This window comes from Nocardia sp. bgisy134 (genome assembly GCF_057708325.1).
In genome coordinates this window covers 13443-29519 of record NZ_JBYIRW010000031.1, presented here as the reverse complement: position 1 = coordinate 29519, position 16077 = coordinate 13443, and the positions used below count along the sequence as shown (strand labels likewise).

The following is a 16077-nucleotide window of genomic DNA, read 5'->3' as shown; positions in this document are numbered from 1 at the left end:
TGGCCATCCTCTCTCGCAGATGCGGGCGAGGCTACATCGCGATCTTTAGAATTCATGGGGTGGTGGTCGGTAGCGCAAGGGCGGGGCATGGGAGTGTCGCGGGCGCATCCGGCGACGCGGGCACGGAGTACCGGCGCGGCGTCGTAGCATATGCCGTGGCCTACGGTCTGGCGGGAGTGTCCCTGCCAGGAGTCGAACTCGGACCTGCGCACGCCCGCGTGGCGTCGGTGTCGCTGGAGACCGACGATGCGGTCGATGACATCAGGATCGATTTCGAATCGGGCCATCGGGCATACCTCCAGGCCAAGCGATCCCTGGAGGCTGGCGCTTCGCTGAAGAAGGCTGTTGCCCAGTGGATTCCGGCGGTCAAGGCGGGGCTCTGCCCTGAAATGGACCGACTGGTGATCGTCACGGGAACACTCAATGGCCCGACGAGGAATTTACAGGGCGTTCTGAACCGTAACCGGACAACTCATCCGGGGCCTCCCACCGAAGGCGAAGCGAAGATCCTCTCGACTGTCCACGATCTCTTGGACGAGTTGAGCGACGCCGAGCGGGAACTGGTCCTGAAGTGCGCGGTGATCTGGGAACTACAGGTAGAGGAACAGGCCGAGCCTGGGGCACAATTGGCCATGGCCCACTTGCGGGCTGTCGTCGCCGACAAGAGACCCGACGCGACGCGCACGGCGTGGGAATCCCTGATGAACATCTCGGGTCGCATCGCTCGGTTGCGGGGTGGCCACGACCTCGCCGGTTGGTCGGAGGGGTTGCGAGGTACGGGCGTTGAGCTTGCGAGCACCGGAGATACGCCCGCAGCAGTACTCGAAACACGGCGACTGGCACTGAAACGGTACTGCGATCGCCTGATCCGGCAAGGTACGGAGATCGACCTGCGAATGCTGGGCGCCGAGTTGCCCAACCTCCTTCTGGCAGAAGCCGACGCGGACGTCACCGTCACCACGGAGCAGGACGACAATCACTTCGGATCCGATCTGATCGGGGCCTTCCTGCGACGCGGCCGTGTCGTTCTGACCGGCTTGCCCGGCGGTGGAAAAACTACCGCGCTCAAACATGTGGCGGCCCAGTTGGCGCAAGATCCGACAGACATCCTTCCTGTACGCGCCTCGCTTCGAGAAATCAATACCGCAGCCCACCAGACGGGTTTTCGGGAACGATTGGTCGCCGCGGCTGTTCGCGACGAAAGAGTCGGGGACCAGGAAATTCTCACCCAGGAGATCAATCGACGCCTCGATGGGGAAGGTGGCATCGCTTTGCTCCTCGACGCGTTGGACGAGACCTATAATCAGCGCGGAAAGGTGATCAGTGAGTTGTACGACCTGGTTGCTGATCTTCCCGACGGTGTCTGCATCCTCGTTACGACTCGTGACGTCGCCTACGGCCAAGCCGCCACTCTCGGCTGGCCAGCTCTGCGCTTGCGGCCACCGTCGAAAGCACTGGATGCGGTGACCGCGGTCTTGGAAGCAGCCGCGAAACAGAAGATGCCGGTGGCGGCGAACCGATCCGAGTGGGTCTCCGAACGCGTGGAATGGGTGCAAGCAGCGCTGGCGCAGGATGAGCTACTGCACGAGACACCGCTCATCCCGACACTGTTGGCACTGCTGGCTGCCCAGCGGTCACCCGATCTACTTCCCAAAAACCGCGCGAAGATCCTGGAAGCCGTGGTGAAGGATATGGTCGCCACCCGAGAAACAGCACGCGTCGCCGACCTTGCCTTCGGGCCTCTGGAAGGCGATGACTTGCCGACAGCAACTATGGAGGCGTTCACCAGCGAAGCCGCCGCAATCCTGAACAGCCAGGGCCGGGCCGACAAAAAGGCGGTGATGGATGCAGTCGCTGCCGCGCTCGGCCCGAGCTGGGGCTTGCCACCGGCACGAGCAAACATCGCCGCGGCGGCAGCCGTGCGGCTCTTCGACGAAACCGGAATCTTCGTCGCCTCCGGTGCCGATGAGACCGTGGCGCCCCGGATCGCGCTCTTCGCCGAGATCGGAGACGCGATGCGGGTCGTGTCGTGTCCGAACGAGGTTCCACAATGGGTCGAGGCCCGTGTTGCCAGTGAGCAGTTCGAACCGCTCGTGCTGGCATGCACCCTGAACAGCGCTGTCGCACGCGTCGTCTACGACACGTTACGAGCAGACACAGCCGATGTGCGTGTGGCGAAGGTTCTCGCCCAAGCGTCCAGCGAAGGGGCCACGCTGGACGACGACATCGTTCGAGGGGTCTGCCAGCGCTTGATCGCGCACATCGCCGAGGGAACCTCCTTCGGCTGGAGCAGCTGGAAAGTGCTGCTGTCGCTGCCGATCCCGAGCGAGCTCCGTGCGTCTGCGGAAGCCGCGGCAGCGCAGTACGGGACCGAGCACAACACCGTTGCCCGCGCGTCGCTGGAGTTCCATTTCTACCCGAATCCCACGGTCCTGACCGACCAGCAGGTAGAACTGCTGAAAGAAGTACTCGCCATCCCCTCGCTGCCGGATATCCGGCCACCGGCCGCAAAAAGACTCATCGATGTCATCACCTGGTCTGTCGATCAGACACTCATTGCCACACAGGAGCGGGCGGCGCGACTCCTGTTGGATCACGACGTGCACACCGCACCGCTGATCGCGGCGTGTGCCGCTGCGGCGCCCAGCGGCCTTCAAGATTCGCTCGTGCGACTGCTCACCGAACGAGGACTCAGCGCCGAGGTCCAGCCGATTCTCGAAGATCACGCACGCGGGCTCGCGAGGTTTGAATCGTGGCTCTCCGGTCGTGACAACTCCGTATACGGGGACTTCCTGAGCCTTGTTGCTGACCACGAAAAGACCGAGCTGTCGACGATCCAAGCGATTCGTCTCGACGAGCTGGCGGATTTCATCGAAACCCTGGATCTGAACGACGGCGGAGCCGAGCGGTACATCTATAGGCGGCCCGATGCCATGCTTCGACAACTGATCGGGCTGACAGTATCGCTGTACGGGTTCGATCACGCTGTACTCGCCGCTGAGGCTGAGATTGCGTTGGCTCGAATGAAGCGCTTCGGTGGCAATGCCCCCTACTTCGCGCTGTTCGACAACGCGCAGGAACGCTCGGAAACAGACTGGTCCGCGGTCAGCGATCCCGACGCGGCGCTGTTGCTGCTGTTGGCCATGCTCACCCTGGGGATCCGCCAAGCACGTTTCGCGGCGAAGTCATTGTGGCGGACTCCCGTTGCTCATGCGGCGGAGCTACTGCGGGAGCAGGTATCCGCACTGACAGCGCGGCCGGGTCACCAAAGACTTGCCGCTTCGGCGTTGGCATCGCTGGAGTCAATACCCGAGCCGGAGTGCTGGGTGCGAAGTGACAACCCCGTGCTGCGTGTTGTTGCGGCGCTGACGATCAACCCGATGAGCGGAGACGAATCCAGTGGTCAGATCCGCGAACTGTTGGACGATCTCGATGGCCATGTGCAGGAAGCAGTGATCAAGCACATAGTCTCGGCTCAGCCATCGGACCTGATGACGCTGCTGAAACGCGTAGTGGACAGACAGAATCCAGGATGGATGTGTTTGAATTGCCGGACTGCCAATCCGCCATCGAGTTCAACAAGGTGCTCCAAGGATGACTGTTCCACGGTAGGCCCAAATCCCGGCGAGCTCGCGAGCAAGCACTTGGCGACCAAGAACCTCGGCCGGTGCTGACACGCCGTCAGCGGGCAGCATTCCACTGGATATCGGTGGGTTCCTTCGTACGACAATGCGGAACTATTTCGACGGCTCTATTGTGCAGGGCAGGCTTCGGAGATCCCGAAATCCTTGGCGACCTGCTTGATCGAAGTGTTGCCCTTGCGGGCGACGGCGACGACATCGCGGCGGAACTCCTCCGGATACGGCTTCGGCATGGTGGACATCCTTCCATCGAGGACGAAGTCCGCACAGATCAGGAATCAACCAAACCGGGGGCAGTCCATTTCAAGCCGACAGCCAGTCGCGCCGAAATCGTTCGCGGTCCGAAACCGGACTATGCGACCACACCCAACTCATCACGCCAATCGCCATTGCGGTGGTGTGCTCGGAGAGGTTGGAGACAGCCGTGAGCAGGTCATCGAAGCTGTGCGTCTCTACTATCGGTGCCCCGCCGCCACGAGGTGGAAGGTGCTGTATGCGAACGACTTCGCCGTGGATTTGATAGTCATAGTGCGCGGACGCATGTCGGATTATCGGGTGAATGTCCTCGGCCAACTCCGGGTACTCGGCAGCCAGACCATTGCGCACAGCGCCAAACCCGCTGTTACCCGTGGCGGTGCTGTCGAGTGCGTTGATAGTGCCTCCTGCCACTTTCAGCGCTGCCAACACGAGACTTCCGTACGCGCGATACGGACCCTCTACAGCCTTCGCTCCGATGTCGAGTACCTCATCGATCCATCCTGGTCGCTTGCGGTCGTGCGTACTCAATATGTGAGTCATCCGCTGGTGCTGGTCGATGAGCTTTCGCCATGCCGCCGAGCTTGTCGCCAGCAGGAAGTCGAAGTCGCCGATCCATTGCGGCTGCGCAGCAGACGCGGCGTCGAACGCGGCATGGACTGCCGCTACTCGACGTGACCGCCGCTGTTGGTCGTGCATCCCTCTCGCGATCATGACGAGTGGGATCAAAGGGCGGAGCATTACCGGGTCGCGCCTGGCAATGTCGGCCAGTTCGGGAAACATCGACCCGAGTGATGACCCGCTCAGCACGGTGACCGCGTCGAGATCGACCGGTGCCATCAGGTTGGCCGCCGCGATCGTTACCTCGCAGGCGGAATCCAGTATCTCCTGGCTGTCTAGCATCCGCTTGCGGGCAATGCCCGCAGTCGGAGCGGTCAGTGTGGTCAAGAACCCCACCGCCGCGGCTCCGAAGAGCATTACGCCGCGTATCAGGGCGCGATGTGTTGACAGCAGCACCGGCGGGGCTGGATTCGACTTGAGATCCACTGCGAAATCGAGCATCTCGTTGCTGAGTTCCAGCAGGCTCGACCAGGCAATCCTTGTGTCTGCGGCAGTAGGATCATCGAAGTCACCTTCTCCCATACGTTTCGGAAGGCGATCGGCCCACTCCAGTATGGTTTCAAATGCTGTCGGCAACCACTGTCGAAATTCTTCGGCGGGCATCCGGTTCCCGCGATCCGCAGTCTCCAGATTCTGCGCGAACTCGAGCCGTTCTTGCAGGCGAACCAGATCCGCTCCGTAGTGCTGCGTGCGAAGCTCTGCCCTGCGATCAACCAGCTGCAGCTCCGATCCACATTCCGAGCATTGATCGGCGCGGCCTTCCGCGACACCGAAAACCTTGCCGCAGTCCGCGCAGCCAAAGACGGTGAAGCTCAGGCGAAACCCTTTGTCGGTCTTGGGTTGTCCGCCAGGCACCAGTTCCACGGAGCGGCAGATAGCACAGTTGCTCAGCTCGTCGGCAGAAAGCTCAGCGCCACACGCCGTGCACAGTTGCATCTGGCCCGCCCTCTCGAATAGCCGATCACACGGGCCCCAAAAGTTCGTACTACTGCCGCGGAAGCCCTGCCGTCGGTCGCAATCAAGCCACACCAAGCCGGTGGCCGTCAAACAAGTTCCGGGCCAATATGGCTTGGCTACCGTGCCCGTTACCTTCTTCGTAGCTCCTGAACGGGGCTACGGTCGCCAGGCCCGGTATGACTTGTTGCCCCTGTCTCACGCATGATCCGGGGGGTGGTGTCGCCGCGGTCTGGTGGCGTCGATGGACCGCTGATGGGGACAGGGCCGCTGGTAGGTCTCTTCGTACGTGGGTGCCGGGCGTCGACGCTGGATCGGCGGCCGTCCGGATAGTGCCGATGCGATGAGAGATGGCAAGTGACACAGGCCTACGCCGTGTTCTGCGGCATTGATGTGGGTAAAGGCGAGCACCACGCGGTCGGTCTCGACCCGAGTGGCAAACGGTTGTTCGACAAGGCGCTACCCAACGACGAGTCCCGGCTGCGGGCGGTGTTCGACCAGCTCGCAGCTCGGGGGCCGTTGCTGATCGTGGTCGATCAGCCCAACACCATCGGTGCGCTGCCGGTCACCGTTGCCCGTGCCTGCGGCCACGATGTGGCTTATCTGCCCGGCCTGTCGATGCGTCGCATCGCCGATCTCTATCCGGGTCAAGCCAAGACCGATGCCCGCGACGCGCGCATCATCGCCGACGCGGCCCGCACCATGCCGCACACGCTGCGCCGGGTCGATGTCGGCGATGAAACCCTCACCGAGCTCGGTGTTCTCGTCGGATTCGATGACGATCTCGCCGGAGAAGCGACCCGCACCAGCAACCGGATCCGCGGCCTGCTGACCAGCGTTCATCCCGCTCTCGAACGCGTTCTGGCGCCGCGCGTCGCGCACCCGGCGGTCCTGGAAATCCTCTCGCGTTGCGGCGGACCCGCGGGAATCCGCGCCGCGGGCAGGCGCAAACTCACCGCCATCGCGACCAAGCATGCGCCCCGCATGGGCGCCCGCTTGGTCGAGGAGATCCTGGCCGCTGCCCGCGCAAACGGTCACCGTTCCCGGGACGAAGGCCGCACAGACCGTGCTGCCGAAACTGGCCGACTCGCTGAAAGCGGTTCTGCTGCAGCGCAAACAGATCGCCGAGGATATCGAGAGGATGTTCGACGATCACCCTCTTGCCAAGGTCCTGACCTAATAACACCCGAACGAACCCCGCGGCGGACCGCGGAATGCCTGACACCAACCTGGCCCTCGCCCGAGTTGTCTACCCTCCTATACGCAGCTTCGAATGCGGCTCATGTGACGGCATCGGGCAAGAATCGCCTCTGACGCGAAGATTCGTCTCGTGGCGGGCTTGTGAGTCAGGTGAGGTGGTCGAGGGTTACGTGGTAGCCGAGGGCTTGGAGTTGGTGTATTGCACGGGTTTTGGATCGGTCGGGGTGTAGTCGGTTGAAGTAGTCGCCGCCCGGGTCGTGGTAGGGCGTGCCGGTGGTGCCCATGTGCCAGATCGCGGTGAGCATGGAGTGCTGGATTGCCACGTTGGCTTTCTGAGGCCCGCGTCGGGAGGTGATCCGCCGGTAGCGGGCTCCGAGATAGGTTCCCGGGTTCTGCGCACACGCCATCGCGGCGGCTCCGAGTGCTCCTTGTAGGTAAGGGTTCCCGGGCCGGGTCCGGGTTGATTTGACCCGTCCGGCGGATTCGTTGCTGCCGGGGCAGGTGCCGGCCCAGGAGGCGAGGTGCCCGGCGGTGGGGAACCTGGTCATGTCGGCGCCGGTCTCGGCGACGATCACATCGGCGGTGATCGGCCCGATTCCGGGGATGTCACAGATCAGTTCCCGGAACCGGCGAAAGGGTTCCATCATCACCTCGATCCGTTCGGTGAGTTCGGCGATCGCGGTGGTGTGCTGGTCGATCAGGTTCAGGTGCACCCGAGCCAGGAAGGCGTGGTGGTCGGTGAACCGGCCCGACAATGCCTCGGTCAGAGCCGGGATCTTCGACCGCAACCGGCGTTTGGCCAGCTCGGCCAGTACGGCGGGGTCGCGTTGCCCGGCGATCAGGGCCTCGAGCATCCCCCGCCCGGACACCCCGAGGATGTCGGAGGCCACCGAGGACAGCTTGATTCCGGCGTCCTCGAGCAGCTTTTCCATGCGCTGGACCTCACGGCTGCGTTCGCGTGTGACCGCGGTGCGGGCTCTGGTCAGGTCCCGCAGTTGCCGGATCGGTTCAGGTGGCACGAACGACCCCCGAACCAGGCCATGGGCACCGAGCTGGGCCAGCCACGTCGCATCCGAGACGTCGGTCTTGCGGCCCGGCAGGTTCTTCACATGACGCGCGTTGACCAGCAACACTTCGAACCCGGCGTCTTCGAGCAGATAGTAGAACGGTTTCCAATAGTCACTGGTCGCCTCCAGCACCACGCAACTGACCTGCTGGGCGACCAGATGCTCACGCAGAGCGAGGATTTGGCCGGTCATAGACCCCCACGTCGTCACGGTCTCGACAGTTTTGCGGCGACCCGCACCGGCGACCCGGACACAGACCTTGGCGTCTCGCTTCGAAATATCCACCCCAGCGCACCGGGTGTGAACGATCTCCATCCCTGCCACCTCTATTTCCGTCGACGGACCATTCGGCGTCCGCCGCGGGGAGGGCAGGGAGATACAGGAGTCTGACGCTCGGGCTCGAAGGCACCAATCCACGGTTCCCGTGGAAGCCCTCCACCACCATGCTGACCTACAGGCTCACCGGCACTACAGAGGATTCGGGGTCGACCGCGACGAACCCTCCAAGCCTCGCCGGTCACCAACCCCGGCGACCAGAGGACAAACGCAACGCCTGCACATCTTCGCGCACCACGGTGCGCCACAGGCGCAGCACTGCTGACCTGCGTATTCGGACGTCCTGAGCGGAGTTGCGACGTCGCATTTCATTGGTGGATCTTTCCGTGGTTCACCTGGTCGAACCAAGCGTCAGGGGTACTTGTGTAGCGCGTGCACGGCTCGCGGAATTTGGCTGTCGCGGTAGGGGAGTGGGAGGTTTGTGCGGCTCGACGGACAGCAGCCGTTCTGTTGTCGGATGAATGCGCCCTGCTGGCCATTGCCGCTTCTCGGGGCACCACTGCTGTCGGGTGATGACAAAGCACTTGGCCCGCGTCAAGTGGTAGGTGGTCATCGGTGGCACTCTCACCCCAACGATGTCGACTGGCTGCATGTGGTCGAGTGTCGAAGTTGTTGCGCGTCAGCGTGTCCGTGTCCGTTCGCGCCGTCCCGGCGCGAGTTCTTGGCCGACGTGTCGGCGCGAATGCTGAGCGTACGGCCTTCGGAGCACGGACGTGGGCAGGCGTAGCTTGGAAAAGCTCTTTGCTGCAGAGTGTCGCGAACGGGGCAGCTGCCGTCTGGAGGTGCCGGCCGTCTGGTAGATGCAATCATTCGCCGTCGCGGGAACGTGTTATGATCGCGAGGAATAGCAGGTTACGGCGTTGATTGGGGGAAGGTGATGAGACGAACGGAGCAGTTGAAAGAACCCGTGTCTGTTCATTTTTCGCGCACTGTCCGAGTAATCAACGCAGTCATGAAACTTGCGGCCGAAGGGGGATATGATGCTGTTCAGATGCGTGAGATCGCTCGACTGTCCGAAATGTCGCTGCACACGTTGTATCGATATTATCCATCGAAGGATGACATAATCCTGATTGCGTCGACGGCGGAAGTGGAGAGGTTGCGCTTGGACGTTATTTCTCGTCCGCCTTCTGGGAAGACTCCGGGCGATCGTGCTGCGACCGCGCTGATGCGCGCTTTTCGGGTGTTGCACGACAACCGCGGATTTGCGCATGCTGTGGCGACGTGTTACCACGTGCCCGCGGCGTTCAATCCAGAGTTCGATGACGAAGCAACGCAGGGACCAGATTTCGGCAAGTTCGAGGAGGTTGTTGCGTTAGCGACGTGGGGGCCGGATCACCTGATTACGCGCGAACAGCAGATGGCCCTGCGAGCGTTGAGCTCGGTGTTTGTTACTGCACTGATCAGCTGGTTGAACGGGACGCTCGGTCAGAAGGCTATTGGTGAGCAGTTCTCGTTTGCCGCACATCGGTTGATCGATCTTCCCGCCGAGGATCGTACGGCGTAACGACGGCTCTCTGCACCGCAAGCCGGTGCAAGCGTGCGTCGGTTGGAGTGCCATCACCTGCGCCGACCCTCCGGCAAGGAAGTCGAGAGCGTCCCGCGGCAATCGCCGGACCGTCTGCTTCTGCTCCTCGGATGTACTTGAGGACCGTGTCTCGGCGTCGCGCTCTTATTGCGGGCTACCACCGCTGTAAGCGGTCCTTGCAACTTTTCCTGCCGGGCGAGTCGTGCCCGGCTGTGCTAATCCGTTCCGTCACCGCCGCGGCGTCGGTTACCTCGCAGGTTCGCGGGGTGACGTGAGCAAAGCCGCCTACCGACCGAGTTGTGAACCGTTGCGGGCCGACCGCGACCTCGAGCGATGGGCCGTTGACGATCCGGGCCGAAAGCGCGCCGACTGCTATCTCGGTGGGTCGAAGGGTGCATTGACGGTGCTGAAGTACTGTATTGCCGCCGCAATGGCCACGGGGGCGCCGACAAAGATGGCGCCGACGAGTGTGCCTATGGGTGCAAACAGGGCCGCACCTGTGAGGCAGCCGATCGCTGCGCCTGGGATGGCGCCCGCGGCAAGGAAGGCGAATCCGCCTGTTGCGCCGAGCGTTCCGCCTGCGAGGCAGCCGACTGTGCCAGCGCCGATTGCGCCGATGATGACGCCGACGGCAGCTCCCGTCGAAATGGTGCTGGTCAGACGTGCCCAGGCCGCCACTTCGCGGTCGTATGGCGTCTTCCACGGCGCATAGTCCTCGAACGGCAGTGCAACCGGCGACGGTAGCGCGGGGTAGAAGCGAGCCTGGGAAACATCGGGAGTCAATGTGGCAGTGTTGCCTTCGATCGTGGCACTGATCGGTAGTGCAATCTCGTCCAGGTGCAATTTCAACGGTATTCCGCCGACGATGCGACCGTCGGCGGCCTTGATCTGGAATTGTCCGTCTATGACCGCCAAAGTGCCGGCATCGGTTGTAACGATGGCAGAGCTACCGTTGTTGTGGGCCGTGTAGTTGATAGTGTCTGCGCTGGCGCCGATTGCTGGGGTCTCGGGCGCCGGAGTTCCGTATGCTGTCTGTGTAGAAACAATTATCCCGACAGCTACCATTGCTGATGTGGCGGCCAATTTTGTGATTTTCACTTGTGTGTTTCCCTATTTTCGCATCGATCGGTGAACGATCGAGACCGGGTACAGCTGGTTGAACGGGACGCTCGGCCAGAAGGCTATTGATGAGCAGTTTTTGCCGCACATCGGTTGGCAATCTCCCCGCCGAGCACTGTCCACGGGTAACGACGGATCTGCGCCGCAAGCCGGTGTAAGCGCCTCGCCTCCGAGGATCACTCACACCGACTCGATGCTCGCTATGGGGCTAAAAGGTTCGCTGGTTGGACAGTACGAGAGCGGCAGCGGCGCAGAAGAACATCCCCACGCCCTGAACGAAACTCGTTGTAACGCCGGGCACCTGCGCTTCGGCTTGGCCTCTCAGTTGGCGAACCGCTTCCTGGATCGCGAACATTCCGTACATGCCGGTGTGGGTGTACGCCATGCCACCGCCGTTGGTGTTCATCGGCAAACTACCGCCCGGCTTGGTGTGTCCTTCCTGAATGAAGGCGGCCGACTCGCCGCGGCCGACGAAGCCGAGATCTTCCAGTCCATAGAGCGGAACGTGGGCAAACGCGTCGTAGATCATGAGGTGGTCGACGTCGCGGTGACTGATCCCCGCGCTCCGGAATGCTGCGGCGGACGAGTTTCGGAAGGCCTGGAAGGAACCGGGGTCCGGCATCTGCGAGATGAGCGGTGAGTCCATGGCCTCTCCCGAACCGTGCAGATAGACCACTTTGTCGCTCGCTTCGATGTCGGCGGCTCGTTGCGCTGACATCATTACCAGAGCGCCTCCGCCATCGGTGACGACACAGCACATGTCTCGGGTGAAGGGGTAGGTGATCATCGGCGCCGCCATCACCCCATCGATGTCGATTGGCGTTCGCCTGGCTGCCCTGCTGTTCATTGCAGCCCATTCGCGTTGAGCCACGACCGGTTCTGCGAGTGCCTCAACCGTCATGCCCCGGTCATGGAGGAACCGCAGTGCGGGAAGGGTGAACGTCGAGTGCGGTGCCAACGCGCCGAAGGGCAGTTCGAACTGGCCTTGCAACGAGGACGGTGCCCTGGTCCAAGCCGGGGCGCCTACTCGGGATCGGCCGGATTCGCCGTGCGTGATGAGCACCACCTCTGCAGCGCCAGCGCTGATGGCGGCGGCTGCGTGGCGCACTTGCACCAGCGGAGTGCAGCCGCCCACCATCGTGCCGTCGAACCAGCGCGGTGTGAGCCCTAGGTAGTGGGACACATCCTCGACCGAGGGCAGGGTGGAGGCGATGCCGTCGACGTCGTCAGGGTGCAGGCCGGCATCGGCGAGAGCGTTCAGCGCGGCTTCGGCATGCAGTTCGATTGCGGACATGTCGGGAACTGTGCCGATTCGTGTTGTCTCGGCCGCACCGACGATAGCGATTTCGCCGTTGTGCATGGTCATACGCTCGCAATCTCGATCGGACCGAAAACTGGCAGCTTGAATGAACCAAGTTGGCGAAACCGCACACTCAGCCGCATGTCGAGTTTCAACTGATCTGGGGTGGGCTGGATTTCCACGATATTCGTCATGAGGACCGGGCCCTCGTCGAGCCGGACCAACGCGATCACTGGCGACAGAACTTCGACCCCGGGTGTTGGTCGCATGGTAATGACATAGGATTCGAGAGTCGCGTGTCCGCACGCCTCAACCCACTCCACCGGCTCGTCGGGCTTCGCCGGATTGAACGAGCGCGGATAGAAGTAGTACGTTCCAGACTCTTTGCCGCGTTGAATCATGAGCTTTTCCTGCTGTACCCCAGCCCAGTACGGCGCAGTCTGTGGTGTCGGTTCCGGAAGGAAGCAGGTCATGCCCCACGCTCCTCGAAGACGCCACGGTCGAGTACCACATGACCGCTCACCACGGTCTGGAACACCTTGCGCCCGCCCGTTTGTTCCCAGATCCGTACTTCGAGTTCGTCGCCCGGGTACACCGGCCTGCGGAACTGAGCCTCGAACATCCCGAATCGCGAAACGTCGTCGCCGATCGTCCGCAACAGCGCACGGCCGGTGAATCCATATGTGCACAAGCCGTGCAGGATTGGTCTATCGAAACCTGCCGTCTTCGCAAACTCGGGGTCGGAGTGCAGGGGGTTGCGGTCGCCACTGAGTCGGTACAGCAGACCCTGGTCGGGTCGGGTCGTGAATCGTTCGATGAAGTCGGGAGCGGTATCAGGTGCCATCCAGTCATCGGGTTTTCCCCGGTCTCCACCGAAGCCACCTTCACCACGAATGAAGATCGTTGAGCGCGTACGTGCCAGGGTCCGTGAGCGGTCCGCAGACTCGATATCGGACTCCATGACGACCATCGCGTGTTCCCCCTTGTCCTGAATCTCGAGGACACAACCGGTGACGTGAGCGTGGCCTTCGACGGGGAGATCGGCGAGTAGCTGCACAGACTGGGCGGCGTGCAGCACCCTTGACAACGGGAAGTCTCCCAGCGGAATACCCGGTCCGATGAGCAGTACCGGAAAGGTCGGCAGCATCGCTTGGTCGATGCCGATCGAGTTCTCGGTGCTGAACTGCAGGTCTCGATAGGGGTCATCGATGCCCACCCCGATGCCGAGGGAGTAGAGCAGCGCGTCTTTGCTCGTCCATCTACGTTCGACCGCCTCGAAACGGCGGCCTACGACATCCAGATTGAGTGTCATGCTTTGCTCCCGGCGCTATCCGGCCTGGCTGGTGAACATGTTGGTGGGCAGTCCGTCGGCGAGCGGTCGGAACTCCTGCTCGAGTCGGTGGGCAAGTTCCTCCGACGTCCACTTCGATGCGGATTCGACCGCCGCGATCTCCTCGGGATTGTTGTAAAGACCGACCCGCTGTCCCTGCGCGAAGAGAACCCTTCCGCTGAGCCAATCCGAACGCTCGCCGGCCAGGTAGCCAACCAGCGGCGCGATGTCCTCCGGGGCCATCTGACTCAACTCGGGGGCCGCAAGCATCTTCTCGTCCGGGACGGTCGCGACAAGTCGAGTCATCGCGGCGGGTGCGATCGCGTTGGCTGTCACCCCATAGCGAGCCAACCCTTGAGCAAGGGAGTAGGTCAGTCCTACGATTCCCATCTTCGCTGCGGCGTAGTTGGGTTGCCCTGGAGAACCGTGGAGGCCAGAACCCGACGTGAAGTTGATGATGCGATAGTGGCCGTCCGGGTTACGTTGTTCCCGGAAGTACGCTGCGGCGGGCCGGACAGTGCTGTAGTGACCCTTCAAGTGCACGCGGATTACGGCGTCCCAATCGGCTTCGGACAAATTGAAGATCATCCGGTCCCGCAGGATACCTGCGACGTTGACGACGATATCGAGCTTGCCGAACTGCTCTACGGCCGTGTTGATCAATCGTTGTCCCGTCGCGACGTCTGCGACGTCTGCGTCGTCGTACACTGCTCGGCCTCCGTTTGCGACGACCTCAGCGGCGATCTCCGACGCTGGACCGCTTGCATATCCAGATCCATCCGTACCGGAGCCCAGGTCATTGATCACCAACGCGGCGCCTTCGGCCGCGAGCAATCGCACGACTGCTGCGCCGATCCCGCGCCCGCCTCCGGTGATCACGGCAACCTTGCCGTCGAGTGATCCCATGTTCATTCGTTCCTTCCATTGGTCGCCGAGTCCTCGGCGGTTTGCTGTGTGGTCGAGGCGACTGCGTCGGACTGGTGAGCGACAAGTTCCCGCAGCTGGTGACGCGGAACTTTGCCAGCGGCCGATCGCGGAAAATCCGCGACAAAGATGTAGTCGCGAGGTCGTTTGAATCCCGCGAGCCGACTGCGTACGTGCTGGTCCAGCTCCGCGCGGAGGTTTTCGTTGCCGTCGAATCCGGGTGCTGTCTGGACGACCGCGACCACCCGCTGGCCCCAATCGCGGTCTGGCACACCGACAACTCCGGTATCAGCAACGGCGGGATGCTCGATCAGCGCGCCCTCGACCTCCGCCGGGTAGACGTTCACGCCGCCGGTCAGGATCAAGTCGCCGCGGCGATCCAGTAGGTACAGGTAGCCCTCGTCGTCGAGATACCCGAGGTCTCCCGCGGTGGTGTAGTCACCCCATTGCGCAGCCGCTGTTTTGGCTGAATCCCCAAGGTATTCGAATGGGCTGGCTCTGAAGTAGATAGTGCCTTCCACCCCGCGCAGAGCGCGATCTCCATCCGGCGCTCGGGGTGCAACGACACCAGGCTTCGGTCGCCCGACCGTACCCGGGTGCTCGAGCCACTCTTGCGTGGAGCACGAAGACACGAAGCCCTCCGTGGAGCCGAGATACTCCCATACGATCGGCCCGAACCAATCGATGATTGCGCGCTTGGTCGCAGGGGGGCACGGGGCGCCGGCATGGATCAGGCTACGCATACTCGAGATATCGCAACTGCCTCGAAGATCGGCCGGTAGCCCGAGAAGCCTATGGAAATGCGTAGGGACCATATGTGACGACGTGATCGCAGTTTCGCCGATCGTTCGAAGCACAGTTTCGGCATCGAAGCTCGGCAGAACGTACAGGGTGTGTCCCGCATGCAGTAGGTTCAGCGAAATCCCGCCAGGCGCAGCGTGATACACCGGCGAGCAGACCAGATGGCGGCCGGGGCCTTCCGGTACCCCTACTGTCGACAGCAATGAACTGACCGTGTCGAGCGAACTCTCGGGCGCCACATCGGATATCGGCCGCCTGACACCCTTCGGACGTCCAGTGGTGCCTGAGGTATACAGCATCAGAGCGCCAAGCGATCGCGTGGCGGGCGGTTCGTCTGTATGGAAGCGGGAAAAGGCTTCATACGTGCACCAGTTGGCCGGCGCAGCACCGATTGCCACTGGGTGCGGCACGACGTCCTCTATCCGGCCGATGATCTTGCCGGCCAGCTCTGCGTGCGCTACGAGGACGGACGCTTGGCAATCGCGCACGATGTACTCGACCTCCGGCGCGGCAAGGTGGGTGTTGATCGGAACGAAGTACAAACCACCTTGCAAGCAAGCGAGTGCGATCTCGTAGTACTCGACTCCGTTGAACAGCAGACCCGCAACGACGTCTCCTCGGCGCAGGCCCAGATCGACGAACTTGTTGGTGAGCTGATGGACCCTGCTGATCAGCTCACCAAAGGTTGTTGTGCGGCCTTCCGCCACGATCGCGGGCCTGCTGGGATCATGCTGGCCCAGAAGCCAGGCCCCAACCAATGGCGTATCCGGCGGCTGTGGACGCTCGTCGAACTCGCGGTCGACCAAGGGAGACATAGAAAGTCCTCGTTTTGGGGGAAGATAAAGATCGTTGCGAAGTGCGCGTTGTTCCAGCGTCTGCAACGTCGGCATCATAACCCGTTCTGATCCGTATCCGCAACGGTCGACTTCGGGTCACGCAGCCGCGGACTACGACGTGACATCTGAGGTGGCGTCGATCCGAGGGCGGAAGCCGAGTGTCCT

10 protein-coding genes and 2 pseudogenes are annotated in these 16077 nt (G+C 62.5%); 3 read left to right on the top strand and 9 right to left on the bottom strand.

Translation table 11 applies throughout. The features are described 5' to 3' along the window. Positions 1-155 precede the first annotated feature (155 nt). Positions 156-3674: an NACHT domain-containing protein gene (locus AC3ERS_RS34665; protein ID WP_488186878.1), complete on the top strand. Its 3519-nt coding sequence runs from the start codon at positions 156-158 to the stop codon at positions 3672-3674. Between the two features lie 89 nt (positions 3675-3763). Here AC3ERS_RS34665 and AC3ERS_RS34660 read toward each other — a convergent pair. Together AC3ERS_RS34660 and AC3ERS_RS34655 are read right to left on the bottom strand one after the other, a co-directional pair. Then, positions 3764-3874 (bottom strand): annotated as a pseudogene (locus AC3ERS_RS34660) (transposase); the annotation flags it as partial. Between the two features lie 70 nt (positions 3875-3944). Further along, positions 3945-5381: a hypothetical protein gene (locus AC3ERS_RS34655; RefSeq protein ID WP_431972386.1), complete on the bottom strand. Its 1437-nt coding sequence runs from the start codon at positions 5379-5381 to the stop codon at positions 3945-3947. 447 nt (positions 5382-5828) lie between these two features. On the opposite strand from AC3ERS_RS34655, the pseudogene AC3ERS_RS34650 reads away from it, so the two are divergent. Next, a pseudogene (locus tag AC3ERS_RS34650) lies at positions 5829-6648 on the top strand (IS110 family transposase); the annotation flags it as partial. 169 nt (positions 6649-6817) lie between these two features. Here the strand turns inward: AC3ERS_RS34650 and AC3ERS_RS34645 are convergent. Beyond that, entirely contained in the window at positions 6818-8053 is a 1236-nt protein-coding gene (locus AC3ERS_RS34645; RefSeq protein WP_431972385.1) for an IS110 family RNA-guided transposase, read from the bottom strand. A gap of 973 nt (positions 8054-9026) precedes the next feature. On the opposite strand from AC3ERS_RS34645, the gene AC3ERS_RS34640 reads away from it, so the two are divergent. After that, a complete protein-coding gene (locus AC3ERS_RS34640) occupies positions 9027-9581 on the top strand; it encodes a TetR family transcriptional regulator (protein WP_431972384.1) in 555 nt (184 codons plus the stop codon). 393 nt (positions 9582-9974) lie between these two features. Here AC3ERS_RS34640 and AC3ERS_RS34635 read toward each other — a convergent pair whose 3' ends face one another. From AC3ERS_RS34635 to AC3ERS_RS34610, 6 genes are all read right to left on the bottom strand, one after another. Continuing rightward, complete coding sequence (locus AC3ERS_RS34635; protein ID WP_431972383.1) at positions 9975-10700, bottom strand: DUF8020 domain-containing protein; 726 nt, start codon at positions 10698-10700, stop codon at positions 9975-9977. Between the two features lie 229 nt (positions 10701-10929). Beyond that, positions 10930-12087: a thiolase C-terminal domain-containing protein gene (locus AC3ERS_RS34630; protein ID WP_431972382.1), complete on the bottom strand. Its 1158-nt coding sequence runs from the start codon at positions 12085-12087 to the stop codon at positions 10930-10932. Further along, entirely contained in the window at positions 12084-12494 is a 411-nt protein-coding gene (locus AC3ERS_RS34625; RefSeq protein ID WP_431972381.1) for a Zn-ribbon domain-containing OB-fold protein, read from the bottom strand. The genes AC3ERS_RS34630 and AC3ERS_RS34625 overlap by 4 nt, the downstream gene beginning before the upstream one ends. Next, positions 12491-13333, bottom strand: a complete 843-nt coding sequence (locus AC3ERS_RS34620; RefSeq protein ID WP_431972380.1) for a MaoC family dehydratase — start codon at positions 13331-13333, stop codon at positions 12491-12493. Before AC3ERS_RS34620 ends, AC3ERS_RS34625 begins: the two co-directional genes overlap by 4 nt. A 15-nt stretch (positions 13334-13348) precedes the next feature. Further along, positions 13349-14257: an SDR family NAD(P)-dependent oxidoreductase gene (locus tag AC3ERS_RS34615; RefSeq protein WP_431972379.1), complete on the bottom strand. Its 909-nt coding sequence runs from the start codon at positions 14255-14257 to the stop codon at positions 13349-13351. Positions 14258-14259: 2 nt separating this feature from the next. After that, positions 14260-15957: an AMP-binding protein gene (locus tag AC3ERS_RS34610; RefSeq protein WP_431972378.1), complete on the bottom strand. Its 1698-nt coding sequence runs from the start codon at positions 15955-15957 to the stop codon at positions 14260-14262. Between the last annotated feature and the right edge of the window lie 120 nt (positions 15958-16077).

Bases quoted from the DNA above. Each gene is read 5' to 3' on its own strand.
- AC3ERS_RS34645 (WP_431972385.1), bottom strand. From the start codon at position 8,053: ATGGAGATCGTTCACACCCGGTGCGCTGGGGTGGATATTTCGAAGCGA.
- AC3ERS_RS34640 (WP_431972384.1), top strand. From the start codon at position 9,027: ATGAAACTTGCGGCCGAAGGGGGATATGATGCTGTTCAGATGCGTGAG.
- AC3ERS_RS34630 (WP_431972382.1), bottom strand. From the start codon at position 12,087: ATGACCATGCACAACGGCGAAATCGCTATCGTCGGTGCGGCCGAGACA.
- AC3ERS_RS34625 (WP_431972381.1), bottom strand. From the start codon at position 12,494: ATGACCTGCTTCCTTCCGGAACCGACACCACAGACTGCGCCGTACTGG.
- AC3ERS_RS34620 (WP_431972380.1), bottom strand. From the start codon at position 13,333: ATGACACTCAATCTGGATGTCGTAGGCCGCCGTTTCGAGGCGGTCGAA.
- AC3ERS_RS34615 (WP_431972379.1), bottom strand. From the start codon at position 14,257: ATGGGATCACTCGACGGCAAGGTTGCCGTGATCACCGGAGGCGGGCGC.